Annotated in this window: 13 protein-coding genes; 8 read left to right on the top strand and 5 right to left on the bottom strand. The window is 73.2% G+C overall.

Going from position 1 to position 18087, the window contains the following annotated elements; genetic code table 11:
• Positions 1 to 158 precede the first annotated feature (158 nt).
• The 5 genes from LRS07_RS14285 (at position 159) to LRS07_RS14265 (ending at position 7441) form a co-directional block, all read left to right on the top strand.
• Entirely contained in the window at positions 159 to 2309 is a 2151-nt protein-coding gene (locus LRS07_RS14285; protein WP_260498676.1) for a TonB-dependent siderophore receptor, read from the top strand.
• Between the two features lie 9 nt (positions 2310 to 2318).
• Positions 2319 to 3494 (top strand): PepSY-associated TM helix domain-containing protein, encoded by a 1176-nt coding sequence (locus LRS07_RS14280; protein WP_260498675.1) that lies wholly within the window; start codon positions 2319 to 2321, stop codon positions 3492 to 3494.
• Between the two features lie 222 nt (positions 3495 to 3716).
• Entirely contained in the window at positions 3717 to 4142 is a 426-nt protein-coding gene (locus tag LRS07_RS14275) for a hotdog fold thioesterase (RefSeq protein WP_260498674.1), read from the top strand.
• Positions 4143 to 4217: 75 nt separating this feature from the next.
• Positions 4218 to 5519 carry a PepSY-associated TM helix domain-containing protein gene (locus LRS07_RS14270; RefSeq protein WP_260498673.1) on the top strand — a complete coding sequence of 434 codons (1302 nt, stop codon included), beginning with the start codon at positions 4218 to 4220 and terminating at the stop codon, positions 5517 to 5519.
• A complete protein-coding gene (locus tag LRS07_RS14265; protein ID WP_260498672.1) occupies positions 5516 to 7441 on the top strand; it encodes a cytochrome c/FTR1 family iron permease in 1926 nt (641 codons plus the stop codon). Before LRS07_RS14270 ends, LRS07_RS14265 begins: the two co-directional genes overlap by 4 nt.
• A gap of 64 nt (positions 7442 to 7505) precedes the next feature.
• Here the strand turns inward: LRS07_RS14265 and LRS07_RS14260 are convergent, their stop codons facing one another.
• From LRS07_RS14260 to LRS07_RS14240, 5 genes are all read right to left on the bottom strand, one after another.
• On the bottom strand, positions 7506 to 8336 hold the full coding sequence (locus tag LRS07_RS14260) for a trypsin-like serine peptidase (protein WP_260498671.1): 831 nt from the start codon (positions 8334 to 8336) through the stop codon (positions 7506 to 7508).
• A gap of 128 nt (positions 8337 to 8464) precedes the next feature.
• On the bottom strand, positions 8465 to 9673 hold the full coding sequence (locus tag LRS07_RS14255; protein WP_260498670.1) for a hypothetical protein: 1209 nt from the start codon (positions 9671 to 9673) through the stop codon (positions 8465 to 8467).
• A 101-nt stretch (positions 9674 to 9774) separates the two neighbouring features.
• Positions 9775 to 10737 (bottom strand): HupE/UreJ family protein, encoded by a 963-nt coding sequence (locus LRS07_RS14250; protein WP_260498669.1) that lies wholly within the window; start codon positions 10735 to 10737, stop codon positions 9775 to 9777.
• Positions 10738 to 10753: 16 nt separating this feature from the next.
• A complete protein-coding gene (locus tag LRS07_RS14245) occupies positions 10754 to 11566 on the bottom strand; it encodes a peptidylprolyl isomerase (RefSeq protein ID WP_260498668.1) in 813 nt (270 codons plus the stop codon).
• An 89-nt stretch (positions 11567 to 11655) separates the two neighbouring features.
• Positions 11656 to 13911, bottom strand: a complete 2256-nt coding sequence (locus tag LRS07_RS14240; protein WP_260498667.1) for a CehA/McbA family metallohydrolase domain-containing protein — start codon at positions 13909 to 13911, stop codon at positions 11656 to 11658.
• Positions 13912 to 14131: 220 nt separating this feature from the next.
• On the opposite strand from LRS07_RS14240, the gene LRS07_RS14235 reads away from it, so the two are divergent.
• From LRS07_RS14235 to LRS07_RS14225, 3 genes are all read left to right on the top strand, one after another.
• Entirely contained in the window at positions 14132 to 14761 is a 630-nt protein-coding gene (locus LRS07_RS14235) for a PEP-CTERM sorting domain-containing protein (protein ID WP_260498666.1), read from the top strand.
• Complete coding sequence (locus LRS07_RS14230) at positions 14761 to 15387, top strand: putative 2OG-Fe(II) oxygenase (protein ID WP_260498665.1); 627 nt, start codon at positions 14761 to 14763, stop codon at positions 15385 to 15387. Before LRS07_RS14235 ends, LRS07_RS14230 begins: the two co-directional genes overlap by 1 nt.
• Before the next feature lie 83 nt (positions 15388 to 15470).
• A complete protein-coding gene (locus tag LRS07_RS14225) occupies positions 15471 to 18047 on the top strand; it encodes a fused MFS/spermidine synthase (RefSeq protein WP_260498664.1) in 2577 nt (858 codons plus the stop codon).
• Positions 18048 to 18087 lie beyond the last annotated feature (40 nt).

The raw sequence follows: 18087 nt of genomic DNA, 5'->3' as shown, positions 1-18087 counted from the left end.
CGTCGCATCCCGATGCGAATGATTCGCAGTACACTGCGGAGGCTGCGGCCCCAAGCCGCCTTCGAACCCAGCGGACCGATCGGCCGCTGACCTGCCCACCCCGCGCCAGCCCGCTCCCCGCCAGCCCGTGCGTTCCAGCTCCTGCAAGGAGAGAGCACGTGCTGTCCATCCGTCCGCTGCTGTGCGCCGGCGCCGCCCTTGGCGCGGCCTTGGCACCGCTTCACGCCGCCGCCCAGGGCGCCGCGCCCGCCGTCGTCCCGGCCGTTCCCGCCGCCGAGGAGGGCGCGCTGCCGGTCGTGCGCGCCCGTGCCCGCGCCGAGCGCGAGACGGCCACCGGCCCGGTGCAGGGCTACCGCGCCCGGCGCGCGGCCAGCGCCACCAAGACCGACACCCCGCTGTCGGAGACGCCGCAGGCGGTGACCGTGATCACCCGCGACCAGATCGTCGACCAGGGCGCCACCAACACGCAGGACGCGCTGGGTTATGCCGCCGGCGTGCGGTCGGATGCCTACGGGCTGGACTCGCGGACCGACACCGTGCGGGTGCGCGGCGCCTTCCCGGTGGAGTACCTCGACGGCCTGCGCAAGACCAACGGCTACTACACCTCCAACGGGCGCACCGAGCTGTACACGCTGGAGCGCCTGGAAGTGCTGCGCGGCCCGTCGGCCATGCTGTTCGGCCAGGGCTCCACCGGCGGCGTCGTCAACCTCGTCAGCAAGCGGCCGCTGGCCGAGCGTCAGGGCGAGGTGGGACTGCAGGTCGGCAGCTTCGGCCGCCGGCAACTGCAGGCCGACCTCACCGGCCCGCTGACCGCCGACGGCGAATGGCTGTACCGGCTGGTGGCCGTGGGCCGGGTGTCCGACACCCAGGTCGACCAGGTGCGCGACGACCGCCGGCTGCTCGCGCCGTCGTTGACCTGGCGGCCGAACGCGGCCACCTCGTTGACGCTGCAGGCGCTCTACCAGGACGACCGCAGCGGGTCCACCTCGCAGTTCCTGCCCTGGATCGGCACGCTGCTGCCCAGTCCCGCCGGCCCGGTGCCCAGCAACGCCTTCATCGGCCAGCCCGGCGACCACTACGACACCGAGCGCCGCACGCTGGGCTGGCTGTTCGAGCACCGGCTGAACGAGGCCTGGACGCTGCGCCAGAACCTGCGCTGGGCGCGCAACCGGGTCGACTACCTCAGCGCCTACGGCGACTCCTTCACCGTGCCGGGCGACTGGGCGGCCGACCCCGGCAACAAGCGGCTCATCGACCGCTTCTACTATGCCGAGAGGACCCAGCTCGACACCGTCAACGCCGACCAGCACGTCGAGGGCCGCATCGACACCGGCGCCGTGGAGCACCGGCTGCTGGCCGGCCTGGACCTGTCGCGCTTCAAGACGCGCCAGGCCACCGGCATCGGCCTGCCGACCAGCATGGGCGGCAACGTGCCGCCGGTCGACGCCTACAACCCCGTCTACCCGGCGGTGCCGGTGCCCACGCTGACCGACCGGCCGCTCAACACGTTGAAGCAGACCGGCCTGTACCTGCAGGACCAGATGAAGATCCATCGGCGGTGGATCGTCGTCGCCGGCCTGCGCCACGACCGCGTGACCAACGAGACGGCCGGCCGTCCCGACGAGGAGGCCAGCGCCACCTCCAAGCGCCTGGGCCTGATGCACGCCTTCGACAACGGCTGGAGCCCCTACGTCAGCTACAGCGAGTCGTTCACGCCGCAGGCCAACCTGGCGGGTCAGTCGTTCCGGCCGCTGCGGGGCGAGCAGTGGGAGGTCGGCGTCAAGGTCGAGCCCGCGGGCCGCGCGCTGGCCTTCAACGTCGCCGCCTACGACCTGCGGGAGAAGAACCGCATCAACACGCCGCAGCCCAACGTCTACAACCAGCTCGGGCAGACCAAGACCCGCGGCGTCGAGCTCGAAGCGCGCGGCAGCCTGACGCGCGACCTCGACCTCATCGCCCACTACAACCGCACCGACCTGGACGACCAGCTCGAAGGGCTTCCGCGTCACCAGGCGGCGGTGTGGACGAAGTACCGCTTCGCGCTGGCCGGGCTGCCCGGCTTCTCGGTCGGTGCCGGCGTGCGCTGGATGGGCGACTTCACCGACCGGCAGGACGGCCTCGTCGGGCCGCCGGTGCCGTCGGTGGCCCTGATCGACGCCATGCTGGCCTACGACAGCGGCGACTGGCGGCTCGCGCTCAACGCCTCCAACCTGGGCGACAAGCGCTACTTCAGCACCTGCCTGAACCGCGGCGACTGCTGGTACGGCACCCGGCGCAACGTCGTCGCCACGGCCACCTACCGCTTCTGAGGCGCCGGGATGACCGCCTCGTCGCTCAAGGCCTGGGCCTGGCTGCACAAGTGGTCCAGCCTGGTGTGCACGCTGTTCATGCTGCTGCTGTGCCTGACCGGCCTGCCGCTGATCTTCCACCACGAGATCGGGCACCTGCTCGGCACCGAGGTGGAGGCGCCGCCGATGCCGCCCGGCACGCCGCACGTCAGCGTCGACCGCCTGATGGCGGCCGCGCAGGCACGGCATCCCGACCGGGTGGTGCAGTTCGCCTCGCAGGACGAGGACGACGCCAACGTCTGGTTCTTCACCCTCACGCCGACGCCGGCGCCCACCGACGATTTCCGCTCGGTGGCGGTCGACGGGCGCAGCGCCGAGGTGCTGGCCCAGCCGCGCTTCGACGAGGGCTTCATGTGGGTGATGTTCAAGCTGCACGTCGACCTCTTCGCGGGCCTGCCGGGCAAGCTGTTCCTCGGCCTGATGGGGCTGCTGCTGCTGATCGCCATCGTCTCCGGCGTGGTGCTGTACGCGCCCTTCATGCGCCGGCTGGACTTCGGCACCGTGCGCCGCGACCGCTCGCCGCGCACCCGGTGGCTGGACCTGCACAACCTGCTGGGCATCGTGACGCTGGTGTGGGCCTTCGTCGTCGGCGCCACCGGCATGGTCAACACCTGGGCCGACCTGCTCGTCAAGTACTGGCAGCACGACCAGTTGACCGCGCTGATGGCGCCCTATGCCGGCCAGCCGCCGGTGCCACCCGCCGAGCGGGCGTCGCTGCAGCGCTCGCTGGACGCGGCGCTGGCGCAGGTGCCCGGCCGCGAACTGTCCTTCATCGCCTTCCCCGGCACCGCCTTCTCCAGCCCGCACCACCACACCTTCTTCCTGCGCGGCGACACGCCGCTGACCCAACGGCTGCTGCAGCCGGTGCTGGTCGACGCGCGCACCGCCGAGGTCACCGCCGCGCCCGAACTGCCCTGGTACCTGACCGCGCTGCTGCTGTCGCAGCCGCTGCACTTCGGCGATTACGGCGGCCTGCCGATGCAGGTGCTGTGGGCGGTGCTGGACGTGCTCACCATCGTCGTGCTGGGCAGCGGCCTGTACCTCTGGCTGCGGCGCGCGCGACGTCCGCTGCTGGCGGATCTGGCCGACGCGCCTGCGGCCGGCGGCGCGCCCGCCTACGTCGCCGTGCGCGAGGCCTCGCGATGACCGCCGCCGGCGTGAACTGGAAGGTCTGGGGTTGGCCCGCGGGGATCGGCGCCGCCTCGGCCGTCGGGCTGGTGTCCGCCCTGGTCGGCGACGGCGGGTTCGATGCGCTGTCCTGGGCGCTGCTCGGCGTGCCGGCCGCCTGCGGCCTGTGGGGGCTGTGGCGGGGCCGGCGCATCATGGGCGATCGACCCGCTCCGCCGCGCTCCGCCGCGCGCCCCCCGCATGACCACGATCTGGAAACAACCCGCCTCGCCCGAACTGCTGACACGATGGCATGTCGACACCGCACCGCAGCGCCTGGGCATCGAGTTCCTCGAGGTCGGCGACGACTTCGTGCGCGGCCGGGTGCCGGTGGACGAGCGCACCCGCCAGCCGATGGGCCTGCTGCATGGCGGCGTGTCGGTGGTGCTGGCCGAGACGCTGGGCTCCAGCGCCGCGCTGCTGACCCAGCCGCGCGACGGCCGGGTGGTCGGCCTGGACATCAACGCCAACCACCTGCGCGCGGTGAAGACCGGCTGGGTGGAGGGCATCGCCCGCCCGGTGCACCTGGGTCGCAGCACCCAGGTCTGGCAGATCGACCTGCGCGACGACGAAGGGCGGCTGACCTGCGTGTCGCGTCTGACGATGGCGGTGCTGGCCGGGGTGTGAGGAGGTCCCAGCACCGTGGAGCCTCGCACCTGGCGCCGGTCGGGCACCGTCGCCTTCCGACTTGAGGAGCCTGGCATGCGCCAAGCCTGGACCGTCATCCACCGTTGGGCCGGCCTGTTCATGGCCGCCTTCCTCGTCTTCAGCGGCCTCACCGGCGCGGTCATCTCCTGGGACCACGAGCTGGACGACTGGATCAACCCCGAGCTGATGCACGCGCGCACCGAGGGCCGGCCGCTGCCCGCGCTGGAACTGGTGCGGCGGGTGGAGCAGCGCCATCCGCAGGTGCGCGCCAGCTTCTTCCCGCTGCAGCCCGAGCCGGGAGACTCGTTCTCGGTGTTCGTCACGCCGCGGGTGGACCCGGCCACCGGGCGGCTGTTCGAGCCGGGCTTCAACCAGGTCTTCCTCGACCCGGCCACCGGCGACGAACTGGGCCGGCGCGAATGGGGTGCGGTGTGGCCCGTCACCAAGGAGAACGTCGTCTCCTTCCTCTACCGTCTGCACTACACGCTGCACCTGCCGGAGTTCCTCGGCATCGACCGCTGGGGCATCTGGCTGCTGGGTGTGGTGGCGGTGGTGTGGACGCTGGACTGCTTCGTCGGCTTCTACCTCACGCTGCCGGCTCGGCGTCGCGCCGCGCGCCGTCGCGACGACGATGTCGGCGGCGACGCAGTGCCGCCTTCCGGCAAGGGCTGGTGGGCGCGTTGGTCGCCGGCGTGGAAGGTGCGCTGGGGCAGCGGCAGCACCAAGCTCAACTTCGACCTGCACCGCGCCGTCAGCCTGTGGACCTGGGCGCTGCTGTTCATCGTGGCCTTCACCGCCTTCTCGCTCAACCTGTACCGCGAGGTGTTCTTCCCGCTGATGTCCAAGGTCTCGCAGGTGACGCCGACGCCCTTCGACCAGCGCCGGCCCGCCGACCGGCACCGGCCCATCACACCCACCGTGACCTGGCAGCAGGTGATCGACATCGGCCGTGCCGAGGGCCTGCGCCGCGGTTTCGATCCGCTGGGCGCGTTGTCCTACTCCGACCGCTACGGCATCTACCAGGCGCGCTACTTCAAGCCGGAAGACGACCACGGTGTGGGTGGCGCGGGCCCGACGCGGCTGTTCATCGACGGCCTGACCGGCGAGGTGCTGGGCCAGAAGGTGCCGTGGACCGGCACCGCCGCGGACATCTTCGTGCAGGCGCAGTTCCCGCTGCATTCGGGTCGCATCCTCGGCCTGCCGGGGCGCATCCTCATCTCGGTGATGGGCGTGGTGGTGGCGCTGCTCAGCATCACCGGCGTGGTCATCTGGTGGCGCAAGCGCACGGCCCGGATGGCGGCGCTGGCACGCGAGGCGTCGCGCCGGGCGCCGGCCGGCCCGGTGCTGGCCAAATGAGGCGGGCGCTGCAGGGCCTGTGGTGGGCCTGGATGTTCTGCCTGGCCTGGCCCGCCATGGCCGCACCGCACGACGACACCGTGCGCCAGGTCTGGCAGCTGCTCGACTACGTCGGCGTCGACTACGCCGGTGCGGTGGCGGACGGCAAGGTGATCAGCGAGCCCGAGTACGACGAGATGCGCGAGTTCTCCCAGCGCGCGCAGGACGGCATCTCCGGGCTGCCGGCCACCCCGCAGCAGCCGGCGCTCGTGGCGCAGGCCGCGGCGCTGCGCCAGGCCATCGCCGCCCGGCAGGCGCCCGACCAGGTTGCCGACCGCGCCCAACAGCTCGCCGCCGCGCTGCTGCAGGCCTATCCCATCCCGATGGCGCCGCGGCGGCCGCCGGACCTGCCGCGCGGCGCGGCGTTGTACGCGCAGCAGTGCGCGTCCTGCCATGGCGCCACCGGCGCCGGCGACGGGCCGGCCGCCGCCCGGCTGGACCCGCCGCCGGTGGCCTTCACCGACCGCGAACGGGCGTCGCAGCGCAGCCTTCAGTCGCTGTACCAGTCGATCACGCAGGGCGTGGCCGGCACCTCGATGCCGGCCTTCGCCGCCCTGTCGGAGGACGACCGGTGGGCGCTGGCCTTCTTCGCCGGCACGCTGTCGCACGACGCGGCGATGCGCGCCCGCGGCGCGCAGCTCGCGAAGACGCTGCCCGCCGCCCAGCGGCCGGCCGACCTGGCCGCGCTGGCGGCCGCCAGCGAACGCTCGCTGGCGCCGGCCCTCGGCGCCGAGCCGGCCCGCGACCTGCTGGCGCACCTGCGCGCGCAGCCGCAGGCGGTGGCCGCCGGCACCCCGCAGGGGACGGCGCTGGCGCGTCGGCGCCTGCAGCAGAGCCTGGCGGCCCTGCAGGCGGGTGACCGCGGCGGTGCGATGAAGCAGGCGCTGTCGGCCTACCTCGACGGCTTCGAGCCGGTGGAGCCGGCCCTCCGGGTGCGCCACGCCGAGCTGCTGGCGGCGGTGGAGGAGGGCATGCTCGCCTACCGCAGCGCGGTCGGCCGCGGTGACGCGGCCGAGGCGGCGGCCGGCGTGCAGCGCCTGGACGAGCTGCTGCGGCGCGCCGACGAAGCGCTGGACGCGGGCCGCGGCGACACCTGGTCGGTCTTCCTCGGGGCGATGACCATCCTGCTGCGCGAGGGCGCCGAGGCGCTGCTGGTGGTGATCGGCATCCTGGCCTTCCTGCGCAAGGCCGAGCGGCACGAGGCACTGCCCTATGTGCACGCCGGTTGGATCAGCGCCCTGGCCGCCGGCGGGCTGACCTGGGTGGCCGCCACCACGCTGGTCGACATCAGCGGCGCCAGCCGCGAGATCACCGAGGGCGTGGCCGCGCTGGTCGCCGCCGCCGTGCTGCTGGGCGTGGGCGTCTGGATGCACCACCAGTCGGCGGCGGGTCGATGGCAGGCCTACCTGCGCGACACGCTGGCCGCCGCCCTGTCGCGCCGCTCGGCGTGGGCGCTGTTCACCCTGGCCTTCGTGGCCGTCTACCGCGAGGTGTTCGAGACGGTGCTGTTCTATTCGGCGCTGTGGGTGGAGGGCAGCGGCCAGGCGCTGCTGGCCGGGCTGGCCGCCGGCGTGGTGCTGCTGGCGCTGCTGGCCTGGGCCCTGTTGCGCACCAGCGCGCGCCTGCCCATCGGCCGCTTCTTCGCCTGGAGCTCGGCGCTGATCGCGGTGCTGGCGGTGGTGCTTGCGGGCAAGGGTGTCGCGGCGCTGCAGGAAGCCGGTTGGTTCGACGTCACCCCCTGGGCCTCGCTGCCGCGGCTCGACTGGCTGGGCCTGTTCCCCACGCGGGAGACCGTGGTGGCGCAGCTGACGGTGGTGCTGGTGGTGCTGGTCGGCTACGGCCTGAACCTGCGCCGTCGTGCGCCGGCGGTCGAAGCCGCCTGACACGCCGCCGACCGGAGGGCCGGCGGCCCCAGGCGGGTGCGTGGCGCGGTGCAGGTCGCGCCGGTCAGTCGCCCACCGTGCCCGCCCAGGCGCCGATCTGGCGGAACACCTCGGGCGTGATGCGGATGCCGAAGTTCTTCGGGCACAAGCCGTAGGCGTGGATGGCGACGACGATGCGCTGGTCGCGGGCGTCGAGATGGAAGATCGGGCTGCCGCTCTGGCCTTCCGCGGTGTCCAGCCCGTACTCCAGCGTGCGCGCGCCGGTGCCGAGCACCCGGCCGGCATTGAACCATTGGGTGCCGATGCGCTTGTCGCCCGGATAGCCCGCGTTGTTGATCACCAGCCGCTGCAGCGCCGCGTCGTCGTAGACGGCGGTGCCGAACCAGCCCACGCGCTGCCCGATCGGCTCCTTGAGCCAGACCACGCCGTAGTCGTGGTCGCGCGACGCGCCGGCGCGCCATTGCGGATGCACGTCGGCAGCTTGCGCTTCATAGAACCCGAACGGTGCCTGGTCGCCGGTGCGGCCGGGAATCACGATGACGCTGCGCGGGCCGCGGCCCACCTGGTGGCTGAACAGGTTGTGGCCCGCCGTGACGACGGTGCGCGGGCCGACCAGGAAGCCGGTGCCGAAGACGTCCACCGAGTGCATGCCCTGCATCACCAGGTGGCAGATGCAGCGCCACGGCAGGGCGGCGGGGTTGGGCACGGGCACGCGGTCGTCGCGTTCGCCGCAGACCAGTTGCGGCATCGCGAACTCGAGGTTCGACGCCCGCTCGAAGTGCTCGCTGCGCAGGCGCTCCGGCAGCCGTCCCCCGCCGAAGCCCTGCGCCAGCGCACGGCCGGTGTCGAACGTCGGCACCGCCTCCACCCGGCCGCCGTTGTTGGTCTCGACCATGAAGGACGGGCGGCTCAGGGGGCCGCGGGCACCGGCGCGTCGGTCCCCGGCTTGGTGCGGGCGCGGCGGGGCGCCTCCTCGGCGCCGGGCGAGCGCGCTGCGGTGCGATGGGCCATGGCGCCGGTCCGTCAGTTCCGGGCGCTGCCCGACGAGCCCGGTGTGGACAGCAGCGGTGCGGGGCCGCTGGCGGCGGCTGGGGGTGTCGGGACAACAAGCGTGTCGACGGATCGGCTCGTGCCGAGGGTCAGCGTGGCCAGGGCGGTGTTGGGGTCGGCGGCCGGCGGCTTGTCGCCGCCTGCCTTCTTGGCCTCGTCCGCCTTGGCCTTGGCCGTGTCGGCCTCCGACTTCGCCTGCGCCGCCTTCGCTTCGTACTGGCCGCTGGTGTCGATCTTCAGCACCTCGCTGAGCGGCTTGGTGATGCTGCTGAGCACGCCGCTGACGGCGGCGAGCGGGCTGTTGACCAGCGCCAGCGCCGAGCTGGGCCGGTCCACGGTCGCCGACGTCAGCGTGCCCTGCTCGAACGCCAGGGTGTGGGTGGTGGTCACGAAGGCATGCCGCTCGAGCGGCACGGCCACCAGCGGCGCGGCATTGGGGATCTGCAGCACCAGCGACCGGCTGATGCCGCCCAGCGCCACCGTCAGCAGATGGGGTTGCGGCTGGCGGTAGCAGATGCCGACGCTGCAGTCGGCGCCCGGCGACGCGGCCTCCGCGGCGGGCGCCGTGGCGGGCGCAGCGGTCCGCCCGGCGGGGCGACCCTCCAGGCGGATGACGGGGGCGAGCCGGCGCACGGCCGCGTACTCGTCGCAGACGGCCTTGCCCTGGGTGCAGGACGACGCCTGCTGGTGCAGGAAGGTCATCAGCGATCCGTTCAACGCCTCCGTGGCGGCCCTCAGTTCGGCGTCGTTCGCCGGGTCGACCACCGCGCTGGCCAGCTCTTCAGCGCCTTCGGTCCGCTCCATCGTCGGCGTCGACTTCGGCAGCAGCAGCTTCTCGAGGACGACCAGCGTCTCGTCCTTGCCCACGGCGCTGACGGAGGTCAGGAACCCGGTGGCCGGGTCCACCGTGATCGTGACCTGGTCCGAGCCGAAGGGACTGGACTGCCGCTGCGCGACGTAGCGGTGGTCCGGGTCGGGCACCACGCGGGGCGTCAGCACGCGCAGGATGATCTGGCCCTGCTGGGCGGACAGCACCACCGGCACGCGGCTCATGGGCAGCGCATAGGCCACGCCGCTTCCGGCGCTGGCGCCCGGTGGCAGCCGCTGGCTGCCGACGATGGTGCAGCCGCACGACAGCGAAGCCGCCACCAGGGCGATGGATGTTGGGCCGACATGCCGCATGACGGGGTCCCTCCCTCGCTCCCGGGCCGGGAGCCTTGGGACCGATTGGACGCCCGGGCCCCGGTGCGAGGCATCCCCAGGAGTGTGGACGTCGGTGCGGCTCAGCCCGCCACTACCGCGCCCACCCGTTCGATGGCCCAGCAGGCGGCCAGGCCGCCGATGGCATAGAGCGCCGGCACCCGGCCGCGCTGGCGCCACGCGCCGGGCAGCACCTTCCACAGCGCCCAGGCGGCGGCGACCACCAGCAGCTGGCCGGCTTCGACGCCGAGGTTGAAGGTCAGCAGCGCCACGGCGAGGTGGTTCTGCGGCAGGCCGATCTGCTCCAGCGCGCCGGCGAAGCCCAGGCCGTGCACCAGCCCGAAGAGGAAAGCCACCAGCGCCGGCCAGCGGCGCGACAGCGTCGTCTCGCGGTGCAGCCCCTCGCGCGCGACCAGCACGATGGACAGCGCGATGCTGGCCTCCACCGGCGGTGGCCGCAGCGTCAGCAGGCCGAGCGCGGCCAGCGCCAGCGTGAGGCTGTGGGCCGCGGTGAAGGCGGTGATGGTGCCCACCAGCCGCCGGTTGAAGCCGACCAGGAACAGCAGGCCGATGACGAACAGCAGGTGGTCGATGCCGGCCAGGATGTGCTCGACGCCGAGCACCGCATAGGCGGTGGCGATCTCGCCCATGCCTCGGCGGTCGTCGGGGCCGTTGAACACCTGCACCTCGGGCTGCGCCTTCGTCAGCGTGTAGAGGCTGCTGCGTCCGTCGAGCCAGGTCACCTTGACCAGCACGGCCGAGAAGCGCTGGCCGACGCCCGCCATGCCGAGCCGGCCGCTGAGGCCGTCGGGCCCGCAGCGCAGCACGCCGTCCTGGTCGGCGCAGCCCTGCGGCCAGCGCGGCCGCAGCACCGCCTCGCCGGTGCGGTTGCCGGCGGTCCACTGCCAGAGGAACTCGGTGGGCGAGGCCTGCTGCAGCGACATCTCGGCCATGCTGATCTCGTGCGCCGTCGCGGCGCGCAGGCCGATGGCCAGCAGCCCGAGCAGAAACAGGCGCAGCCCGAGCGACAGGCGCGACGCCGTCACTTCGCGGCCTCCGCCGTCACCCGCACCTCGTACTTCCTGGCCAGCGCGCGCCGGCGGCCGTGCGCTGCTCGGCCATCACCGCGTCCTTCCAGTCCTGCAGCACCACGCCGCGCAGGGGCTCGAAGTCGGCCGGCTTCGCCGGCGTCACCGCCTGCAGCTGCACCACCCGCCAGACGCCGCCCTGCGGCAGCGCCTGCCAGCGTCCGACGGGTGCCGCCTGCAGCGCCTGCGCGAAGGGCTCGCCGTAGCTCTGCACGAGGTTGGCGTGCGGCCGTCCCTTGAAGACGCGCAGGCCGGCGTTGGTGTCGCCCGAGCCGCCGCCGTTGAGCTGTGCGGCCAGCGCGGTGGCGTCGGCCTCGGCGGCGTCGCCGGACAGCACCGCCTCCAGGAAGTCGACCCTTGGCGGCTCGTCGTAGCGCGCCCGGTTCTTCTCGAACCAGGCGCGCAGCGACTCGTCGTCGACGGCCGGCAGCTGCAGCCCGGCGTTGACGGCGGTCAGCGCCTTGAAGATGACGCGGTCGCGGATGGCCTTGTCGCCCCTGTCCATCTGCAGCGCGATGCCCTCGCGGTACAGCACCTCGTTGTCCAGCCAGATGCGGCGCAGGGCGTACAGCTCGTCCTCGTCGGGGTCGCGTCCGCGCGCGCCGCGGAAGACCGACAGCGCCTCCTGGTCCACCGAGGCGTCCACCGTGATGACGCGCGGGTCGTCCTGGCGGCCGGCGATCCAGGCATCGATGCCGAAGAGCAGGGCGCCGAGGACGGCGAAGTGCAGCAGCGGTTCGCGCAGCCAGGCATGGCGAGAACGGATCGGTTCGGTGGGGACGGACATCGTGGGGCGAGCGGTCTCAGGGGATGGAAGACGGCAAACGACAAGGCGCCGCGCGTTGCCGCGCGGCGCCCGTCGAGGCGGTGAGGGGTCTACTGCACGCCGGCGACCACGGTCGAGCCCGAGACCTCGACGAAGATCGGGTTGCTGTAGAACCACAGGTCGGCCCAGGCGGCGACGTCGAGCGCCAGCATGCGCTGGCCGTTGACCACCGGCAGGTGGTTCGGGCAGCCGTTGATGCCGGTGCTGTTGAACACCTCGGCGCCCGGCAGGTTGGTGCCCACCGTCGTGCAGGGGATGCGCAGCATCGCGTTCACCGGGAACTCGGTGGTGCTGCCGGTCTTCGCCCGAATGGCCTGCGAGTTGGTCCAAACGTCGGACAGCGGGTTGCCCGAGGCGTCCGTCTCGTAGGGCACGGCCGGCGGCAGGTTGGTGCCGCGCAGGCGCAGGTACTGCGACGCCGACACCGCCGGGATGCGGAAGGTCATCTTCTTGAACTCGGCATTGCCGGGCACCGTCGTCCAGGTCGCGTCGTTGAAGGTGCGCAGGACCGACGCCGTGGTGTTCTTCGCCGCGGCGGGCACGGTGGTCAACGGGCGCAGCTGCTGCGGGTTCGCCAGGTCGACCCAGTTGTCGGGCCAGGTGCCGGCGTAGTCGGCGCTGCCCGGCGTCCTGAAGCCGGTGACCAGGCCGCGGATGACGTCGACGTGGTGCAGCACCGGCGCGTCCAGCGGCTGGTTGATGCCCACCTGCAGCAGCGACGGGTTGGGGAAGGCGTAGGGCGAGAAGTTCTTGCCCGACGGATCGCGCACGACGATGGAGACGACGATCTCCGCGCCGGGCCGCACCTTGAGCTTCTCGCCCATGGTGGCGCAGCCGGCGACGTCGATGTCGGTCTTGTTCAGCGCCGCGGTCACCGCCAGCGCCTCGACCTGGGCGTCGGTGCGACGGGCCGGGCCGGCGTAGGAGGCGCACGCGACGAAGGCCAGGCGGTCGATGAGCTGGCCGGAGCTGACGTAGGTGTTCCCGCTGCGCAGGCCGTCGACGATCATCTGCGGCGTCATGCGCGAGCCGCCGGTGCGCACCATGGTGTAGTTGCGCTGGTACTCGCCGGGCCAGAAGTCGTTGTCGGTGCGGCGGTCGTCGACGCTGAAGCTGCCGCGCGAATGCCAGTCCGAGCTGGCGAAGAACCACCAGTTGCGGCCTTCGCCGAGCAGCGCGTCCCACACGCCGCCGACCTGCGCCGCGTAGACCCCGGTGCCGCCGAAGGTGGTGCCGCCCACCGAGTCGACGTTGACGCCGCCGATGGTGTTGCGGCGCAGGGTGTACTCGCCACGCTGTTCCGACGCGCCGTGGCCCGGCTGGCTTTCGAAGCCGAAGGCCACCCGCGGACCGGCGTTGTTGAAGTTGCGCAGGTGCTCGACGTTGAAGCCGTTGTTGCCCGACGGGTTGAAGGGGCCGGCGCGTTCCAGGTGGGCCGGCACGTAGTAGCTGCCCTCGCCGTGGAAGGCGGCCATCCACTTCACCGCCTCGACCGTCTTCAGGTGGCCGTTGTTGCCGTTGGCGCCGTTGAGCTTGGCGGCGCCGGCGTTCCAGTCCGGGTTGCCGCTGTTCAGGCTGCCGGGCACGGAGCATTCCCAGGCGTTGGCGCCACCGCGGCTGGTGTCGCTGTTGCCGCGGTCGAAGCAGTAGGCCCACTTGGCCAGCGCGTTGGCGTTGCCCAGCGGCGTGTAGCCGGGCGTGGTCGGCAGCGGCGTGTTGTAGATGGCCGTCGGCATCTGGCCGGTGATCACCGACATCGACGTGTGCTCGTGGCCGGCGACCACCGATTCGATGCCGATGAACAGCGGCTCGTTGCGGTAGGCGGCCAGGTACTCCATCAGCGGGTACTGGTAGCTCTGGATCGCGTTCCAGCGCCACATGTTGCGGTTGTTGCCCGAGCCCGAGACATCGCCGGCCGGCGTGACCGGCGGCTGCGAATTCAGCCAGGTGGTGTTGGGACCCAGCACCTGGCCGTTGGCGTTGGTCACCAGCGGGTAGGCCGGCGTGGCCAGGCTGGCGTCCTCGGCCAGCGTGCAGTTGCGGTTGCCGGTGCCGCCGTGGCCGGCCTGGACGAACCAGTCCAGGCCCCAGGGCGTGGTGGCGTCGCGGTCCATCGACTTCTTGACCTTCTTCTGCAGCGACGTGGCGCCGTCCGAGCAGGTGCTGTGGTTGTGGAAGTCGCCGGCGACGTAGGTGCCGGCGGTCTTCGCCGCGTTGGCGGCGTCGGGCGCGCCGCCGAGGGCCAGGCTGCCCAGCGCGGCCACGGCGGCCAGCGCGAGCGGGCTCTTGGGGAAGATCGTCTTCATGGGATTCCGGCAGCGGTCGTTGAAGTTGCCGGGATCCTAGGAACGGGCCGTGAACCGGCCGTGACAGATTCACGTCACCCCGGAACAAGTGCCCGTGCCGGCAGGAACGACGGACCGTCACGCTGCTGTCGTGAAGCGCTGGAAGACTGCGCGCCGTCTGCCGGTGGCGGGGTCCCATGGCGGCCCGGGCCGGCGTGCCCATCACCCCACGGGAGATCCCATGAAGTTCCTGTCCACCTCCGCGGTCCTCGGCCTGCTGGCCGCGGCACCGGCGTTCGCCGCGCCCATCCTGATCGACTTCGAACTGCCGTCGAGCAGCAGCTTCGGCTCCATCCTGGAGTACTACAACGGTGGCACCGATGCCGCCGGCAACAGCGGACCCGACCTGGGGGTGAGCTTCGGCGGCGGCGCGCTGGCGCTGCTCAACGACGCGGCCGGCCCGTACTTCTCGAACGCGCCGAGCGCGGTCGGTGTGATGACGCCGGTCGACGCCGACTCGACGCTGAACAGCGACCTCGCCTTCACCGGCCTGAGCTTCTACTACTCGTCGGCCGTGCGGTCGAGCGATGCGGTGGAGGTGTGGAGCGGCTTGAACGGCACCGGCACCCTGCTGGCCTCGTTCAACCTGCTGGCCAACGCCACCACGGGCTGCAGCGACACCGCGTTCTGCAACTTCAACATGCTGGCCGGCACCTTCGCCGACGCGCGCTCGGTGGTCTTCAGCGCCGGCCTGGAAGCCGCCTTCGACAACATCACCATCACGCCCATCCCCGAGCCGTCGACCTATGCGCTGATGGTGCTCGGCCTGGCCGGCCTGGGCGTCGCCGCGCGGCGGAACAAGAAGGGCTGATGGCCGACGACGTCTTCGGCCTCTTCGCCACCCCGGTGCTGCGCGCACCGGGCGTGCTGCCGGCGCCGCTGCTGGACGGCCTGGTCGCCTACTTCGGCGACCGCGCCGACCTGCAGAACAACGCGTCGGCGAACCTGTCGCACACCGCGCTGCTCAAGCCGTCGGACACGCCGCTGCTGGGCCTCGTCGCCGAGCGGCTGACACCCAAGCTGGTCGACTTCGGCGCGCTGCTGTTCGGCCAGCGCCTGGGCTGGGCGCTGAAGGAGATGTGGGTCAACCTGCTGGACGAGGGCGGCCGGCAGGCGATGCACAACCACGCCAACAGCTTCGTCTCCGGCATCGTCTACCTGACGCCGACGCATGCCGATTCGCGCACGGTGTTCATGAGGCCGCCGGCCGGCCACGACTTCGTGTTCAAGAACGACCACGCCGGCGCGGCCACCGGGCCCTACAACGCCGACAAGTGGATCAGCCCGCAGCCGCAGCCGGGCGATGCGCTGCTGTTCCCCAGCTACCTGCTGCACGCGGTGCCGCCCAACCCCGGGCCGCGCCGCATCACCCTGGCCTTCAACGCCATCCCGACGCGGCTGGACTCCTGGGGCTACACCATCGGCTTCAGCGGTTGAACGCCATCCTGTCCTCCGGCGACGAGGGAGCCGCGACGTCGGCGTCCCGGGCCGGCCGGCGCCTGCGCCTGGCGCCCCTGCTCATGCTCGGGTCGGGATTCGCCGGGCTCGGCTACCAGATCGTGTGGACGCAGCAGGGCGCGCTGTGGCTCGGCCACGAGACGGCGTCGGTGCTGGCGGTGGTCACCGCCTTCTTCGGCGGCCTGGCGTTCGGCGCCTGGACGCTGGGCGACCGCCTCGCCCGCAGCCGTCGGCCGGCTCGGGCTTATGCCCTTTGTGAGGCGGTGATCGCGGGCTGGAGCCTCGCGCTGGCCTGGCTGGCCCAGCCGGTCGCCGGGGCGTTGCGGCAGTTCATCGGCGCGCAGCCGACCGCCGCCTGGCAGGCGGGCGTCGCCTTCGGCGGCACCCTGCTGGTGCTGCTGCCCGCCACCGCCGCCATGGGTGCCACGCTGCCCGCGCTGGCGCGGGCGCTGGCCGCGCTGCAGCCGGGCCGTCCGTCGTTCGCGGGGCTGTACGCGGCCAACACGCTCGGCGCGGTGATCGGCGTGCTGGCGTCGGCCTTCTGGCTGGTCCCGTCGCTGGGCCTGCGGCAGACCGCCCTGGTGTGCGCGGGGTTGAACGTCCTGTGCGCGCTGCTCGCGTGGACCTGGCCGGCGGTGGCGGCCAAGACCACGCCGCGCCCGACCGTGCGGTCGCCCGAGGCCCGACGGCTCGGCGCGCTGCTGTGGCTCACCGGCCTGCTCGGCATCGGCTACGAGGTGCTGGCCGTGCGGGTGCTGGGCCAGCTCACCGAGAACACCGTCTACACCTTCGCGCTGCTGCTGGCGGTGTACCTGGTCGGCACGGCGCTGGGCGCGGCGGCGTGGCAGCGCTGGGGCGCCCGCCGCACCGTCGCGCCGCACCGGCTGCTGGGCACGCTGGCGGCGGCCGGCCTGCTGGGCGCCGGCGGGCTCTGGGGGGCGGGCCCCCTGCAGCCGATCCTGCAGTCGGTCCTGTCGTCGTCGTTCGGCGGAGGCGTCGGCGCCGCACTGGCGATCGAGGCCACGCTGGCGCTGGCCGCCTTCGCCGCGCCCACGCTGGCGATGGGCGCCGTCTTCAGCGCGCTGGCGCAACGCGCGCAGGACCGGGGCCTGGGCCTGGGGCGCGCATTGGCGCTGAACACCCTCGGTGCGGCGCTGGCGCCGATCGTCTTCGGCCTGCTGCTGGTGCCGGCCGCGGGCACCAAGGCCGCGCTGCTCGCCTTGATCGCGGCCTACCTGGTGCCGGCCTGGCGCCGCTGGACCTCGCCCGCGGTGTGGGCGCCGGCCGTGGCGCTGGCGCTGGTGGCGCTGGCCCTGCCGCCGCTGCGCTTCATCGGGGTCCCCGAGGGGGCCCGGCTGCTGGAGCATCGCGAGGGCGCGCTGGGCACGGTGGCCATCGTCGAGCACGCCGACGGCAGCGCCACGCTGCACATCGACAACCGCGCGCAGGAGGGCAGCAACACCACGTGGACGGCCGATGCGCGGCAGGCCCTGCTGCCGCTGCTGCTGCACGCCGGGCCGCGGCGGGCGCTGTTCCTCGGCCTGGGCACCGGCGTGACGGCGGCGTCGGCAGCGGTGATGACGGGGGTCGAGGTCGACGCGGTCGAGCTGCTGCCCGAGGTCATCGCGGCGTCGGCCTTCTTCACGCGACCGTTGATGGACGACGCGCCGGCCGCGCGGCTGCGTCTGCTGCAGGCCGACGCGCGGCGGTTCCTGCGCAGCGCCGAGCAGCGCTACGACGTCGTCGTCGCCGACAACGTGCACCCGGCGCGCGGCGGATCGGGCTCGCTCTACACCGTCGAGCACTTCCAGGCGGTGCGCGCGCGGCTGGCCGACGGCGGCCTCTTCTGCCAGTGGCTGCCGCTGCACCAGATGGACCTCGGCACGCTGCGCAGCGTCGTGCGGTCGTTCCAGGTCGCCTTCCCCGAAGGCGGCGCGGTGCTGGCCGGCCTCAGCCTGCAGACGCCGGTGCTGGGCCTGGTCTCGCACGCCGACGGCCGGCGCATCGACGTGGCGGCGCTCGGTGCCCGGCTGCAGCGCTCGCCCTGGCCGCGCTCGCCGGCCGAGGTCGGCCTGGCCGACGTCTGGGCGGTGGCGGGCGGCGTGGTGGCCGGTCCGTCGGCGCTGGCCCGGCTGGCGGGCGATGCGCCGCTGAACACCGACGACCACCCGGTGGTGGCGGCCCGGGCGCCGGCCGCCACCTACGCGCCCGAGGCCCGGCCGCGGGACCGGCTGCTGGCGCTGCTGCCGCAGCTCGACCTGCGGCCGGGCGAGCTGCTGGACCTCGGCGACGAGGCCACCGCCCGGCGGCTCGCCGCCTACCGGCAGGCGCGTGACCGCTTCCTCATCGCCGGCCGCGACGTGCGTCCCAGCGCCGACGCGCGGCAGATGCTGGCGCAGGTGCAGGCGCCGCTGCTGCAGGTGCTGGCCGACAGCGCCGACTTCCGCCCGGCCTACGACCCGCTGCTGCGCATGGCCGAGGCGCTGTCGCGGCAGGACCCGGCGGCGGCGGCGTCGCTGCTGGCCGCGCTGCAGCGCCTTCAGCCGACGCGGCCCGAGGCGGCCGCGCTGCTGCGGCAACTCGAGCCGCGGCAGCCAGGACCCGGCTCGCCCGTCGCCGGGCCGCCCCAAGGCGGCTGAGCACCGGCGCGGGCATGGCGCCCGGCACCCCGGGGGCCGG

This window comes from Aquabacterium sp. J223 (assembly GCF_024666615.1).
GTDB lineage: Bacteria > Pseudomonadota > Gammaproteobacteria > Burkholderiales > Burkholderiaceae_C > J223.
This window is presented reverse-complemented; position numbering and strand designations above follow the sequence as displayed.

Bases quoted from the DNA above. Each gene is read 5' to 3' on its own strand.
- LRS07_RS14280 (WP_260498675.1), top strand. From the start codon at position 2,319: ATGACCGCCTCGTCGCTCAAGGCCTGGGCCTGGCTGCACAAGTGGTCC.
- LRS07_RS14275 (WP_260498674.1), top strand. From the start codon at position 3,717: ATGACCACGATCTGGAAACAACCCGCCTCGCCCGAACTGCTGACACGA.
- LRS07_RS14270 (WP_260498673.1), top strand. From the start codon at position 4,218: ATGCGCCAAGCCTGGACCGTCATCCACCGTTGGGCCGGCCTGTTCATG.
- LRS07_RS14265 (WP_260498672.1), top strand. From the start codon at position 5,516: ATGAGGCGGGCGCTGCAGGGCCTGTGGTGGGCCTGGATGTTCTGCCTG.
- LRS07_RS14260 (WP_260498671.1), bottom strand. From the start codon at position 8,336: ATGGTCGAGACCAACAACGGCGGCCGGGTGGAGGCGGTGCCGACGTTC.
- LRS07_RS14255 (WP_260498670.1), bottom strand. From the start codon at position 9,673: ATGCGGCATGTCGGCCCAACATCCATCGCCCTGGTGGCGGCTTCGCTG.
- LRS07_RS14245 (WP_260498668.1), bottom strand. From the start codon at position 11,566: ATGTCCGTCCCCACCGAACCGATCCGTTCTCGCCATGCCTGGCTGCGC.
- LRS07_RS14240 (WP_260498667.1), bottom strand. From the start codon at position 13,911: ATGAAGACGATCTTCCCCAAGAGCCCGCTCGCGCTGGCCGCCGTGGCC.
- LRS07_RS14235 (WP_260498666.1), top strand. From the start codon at position 14,132: ATGAAGTTCCTGTCCACCTCCGCGGTCCTCGGCCTGCTGGCCGCGGCA.
- LRS07_RS14230 (WP_260498665.1), top strand. From the start codon at position 14,761: ATGGCCGACGACGTCTTCGGCCTCTTCGCCACCCCGGTGCTGCGCGCA.
- LRS07_RS14225 (WP_260498664.1), top strand. From the start codon at position 15,471: ATGCTCGGGTCGGGATTCGCCGGGCTCGGCTACCAGATCGTGTGGACG.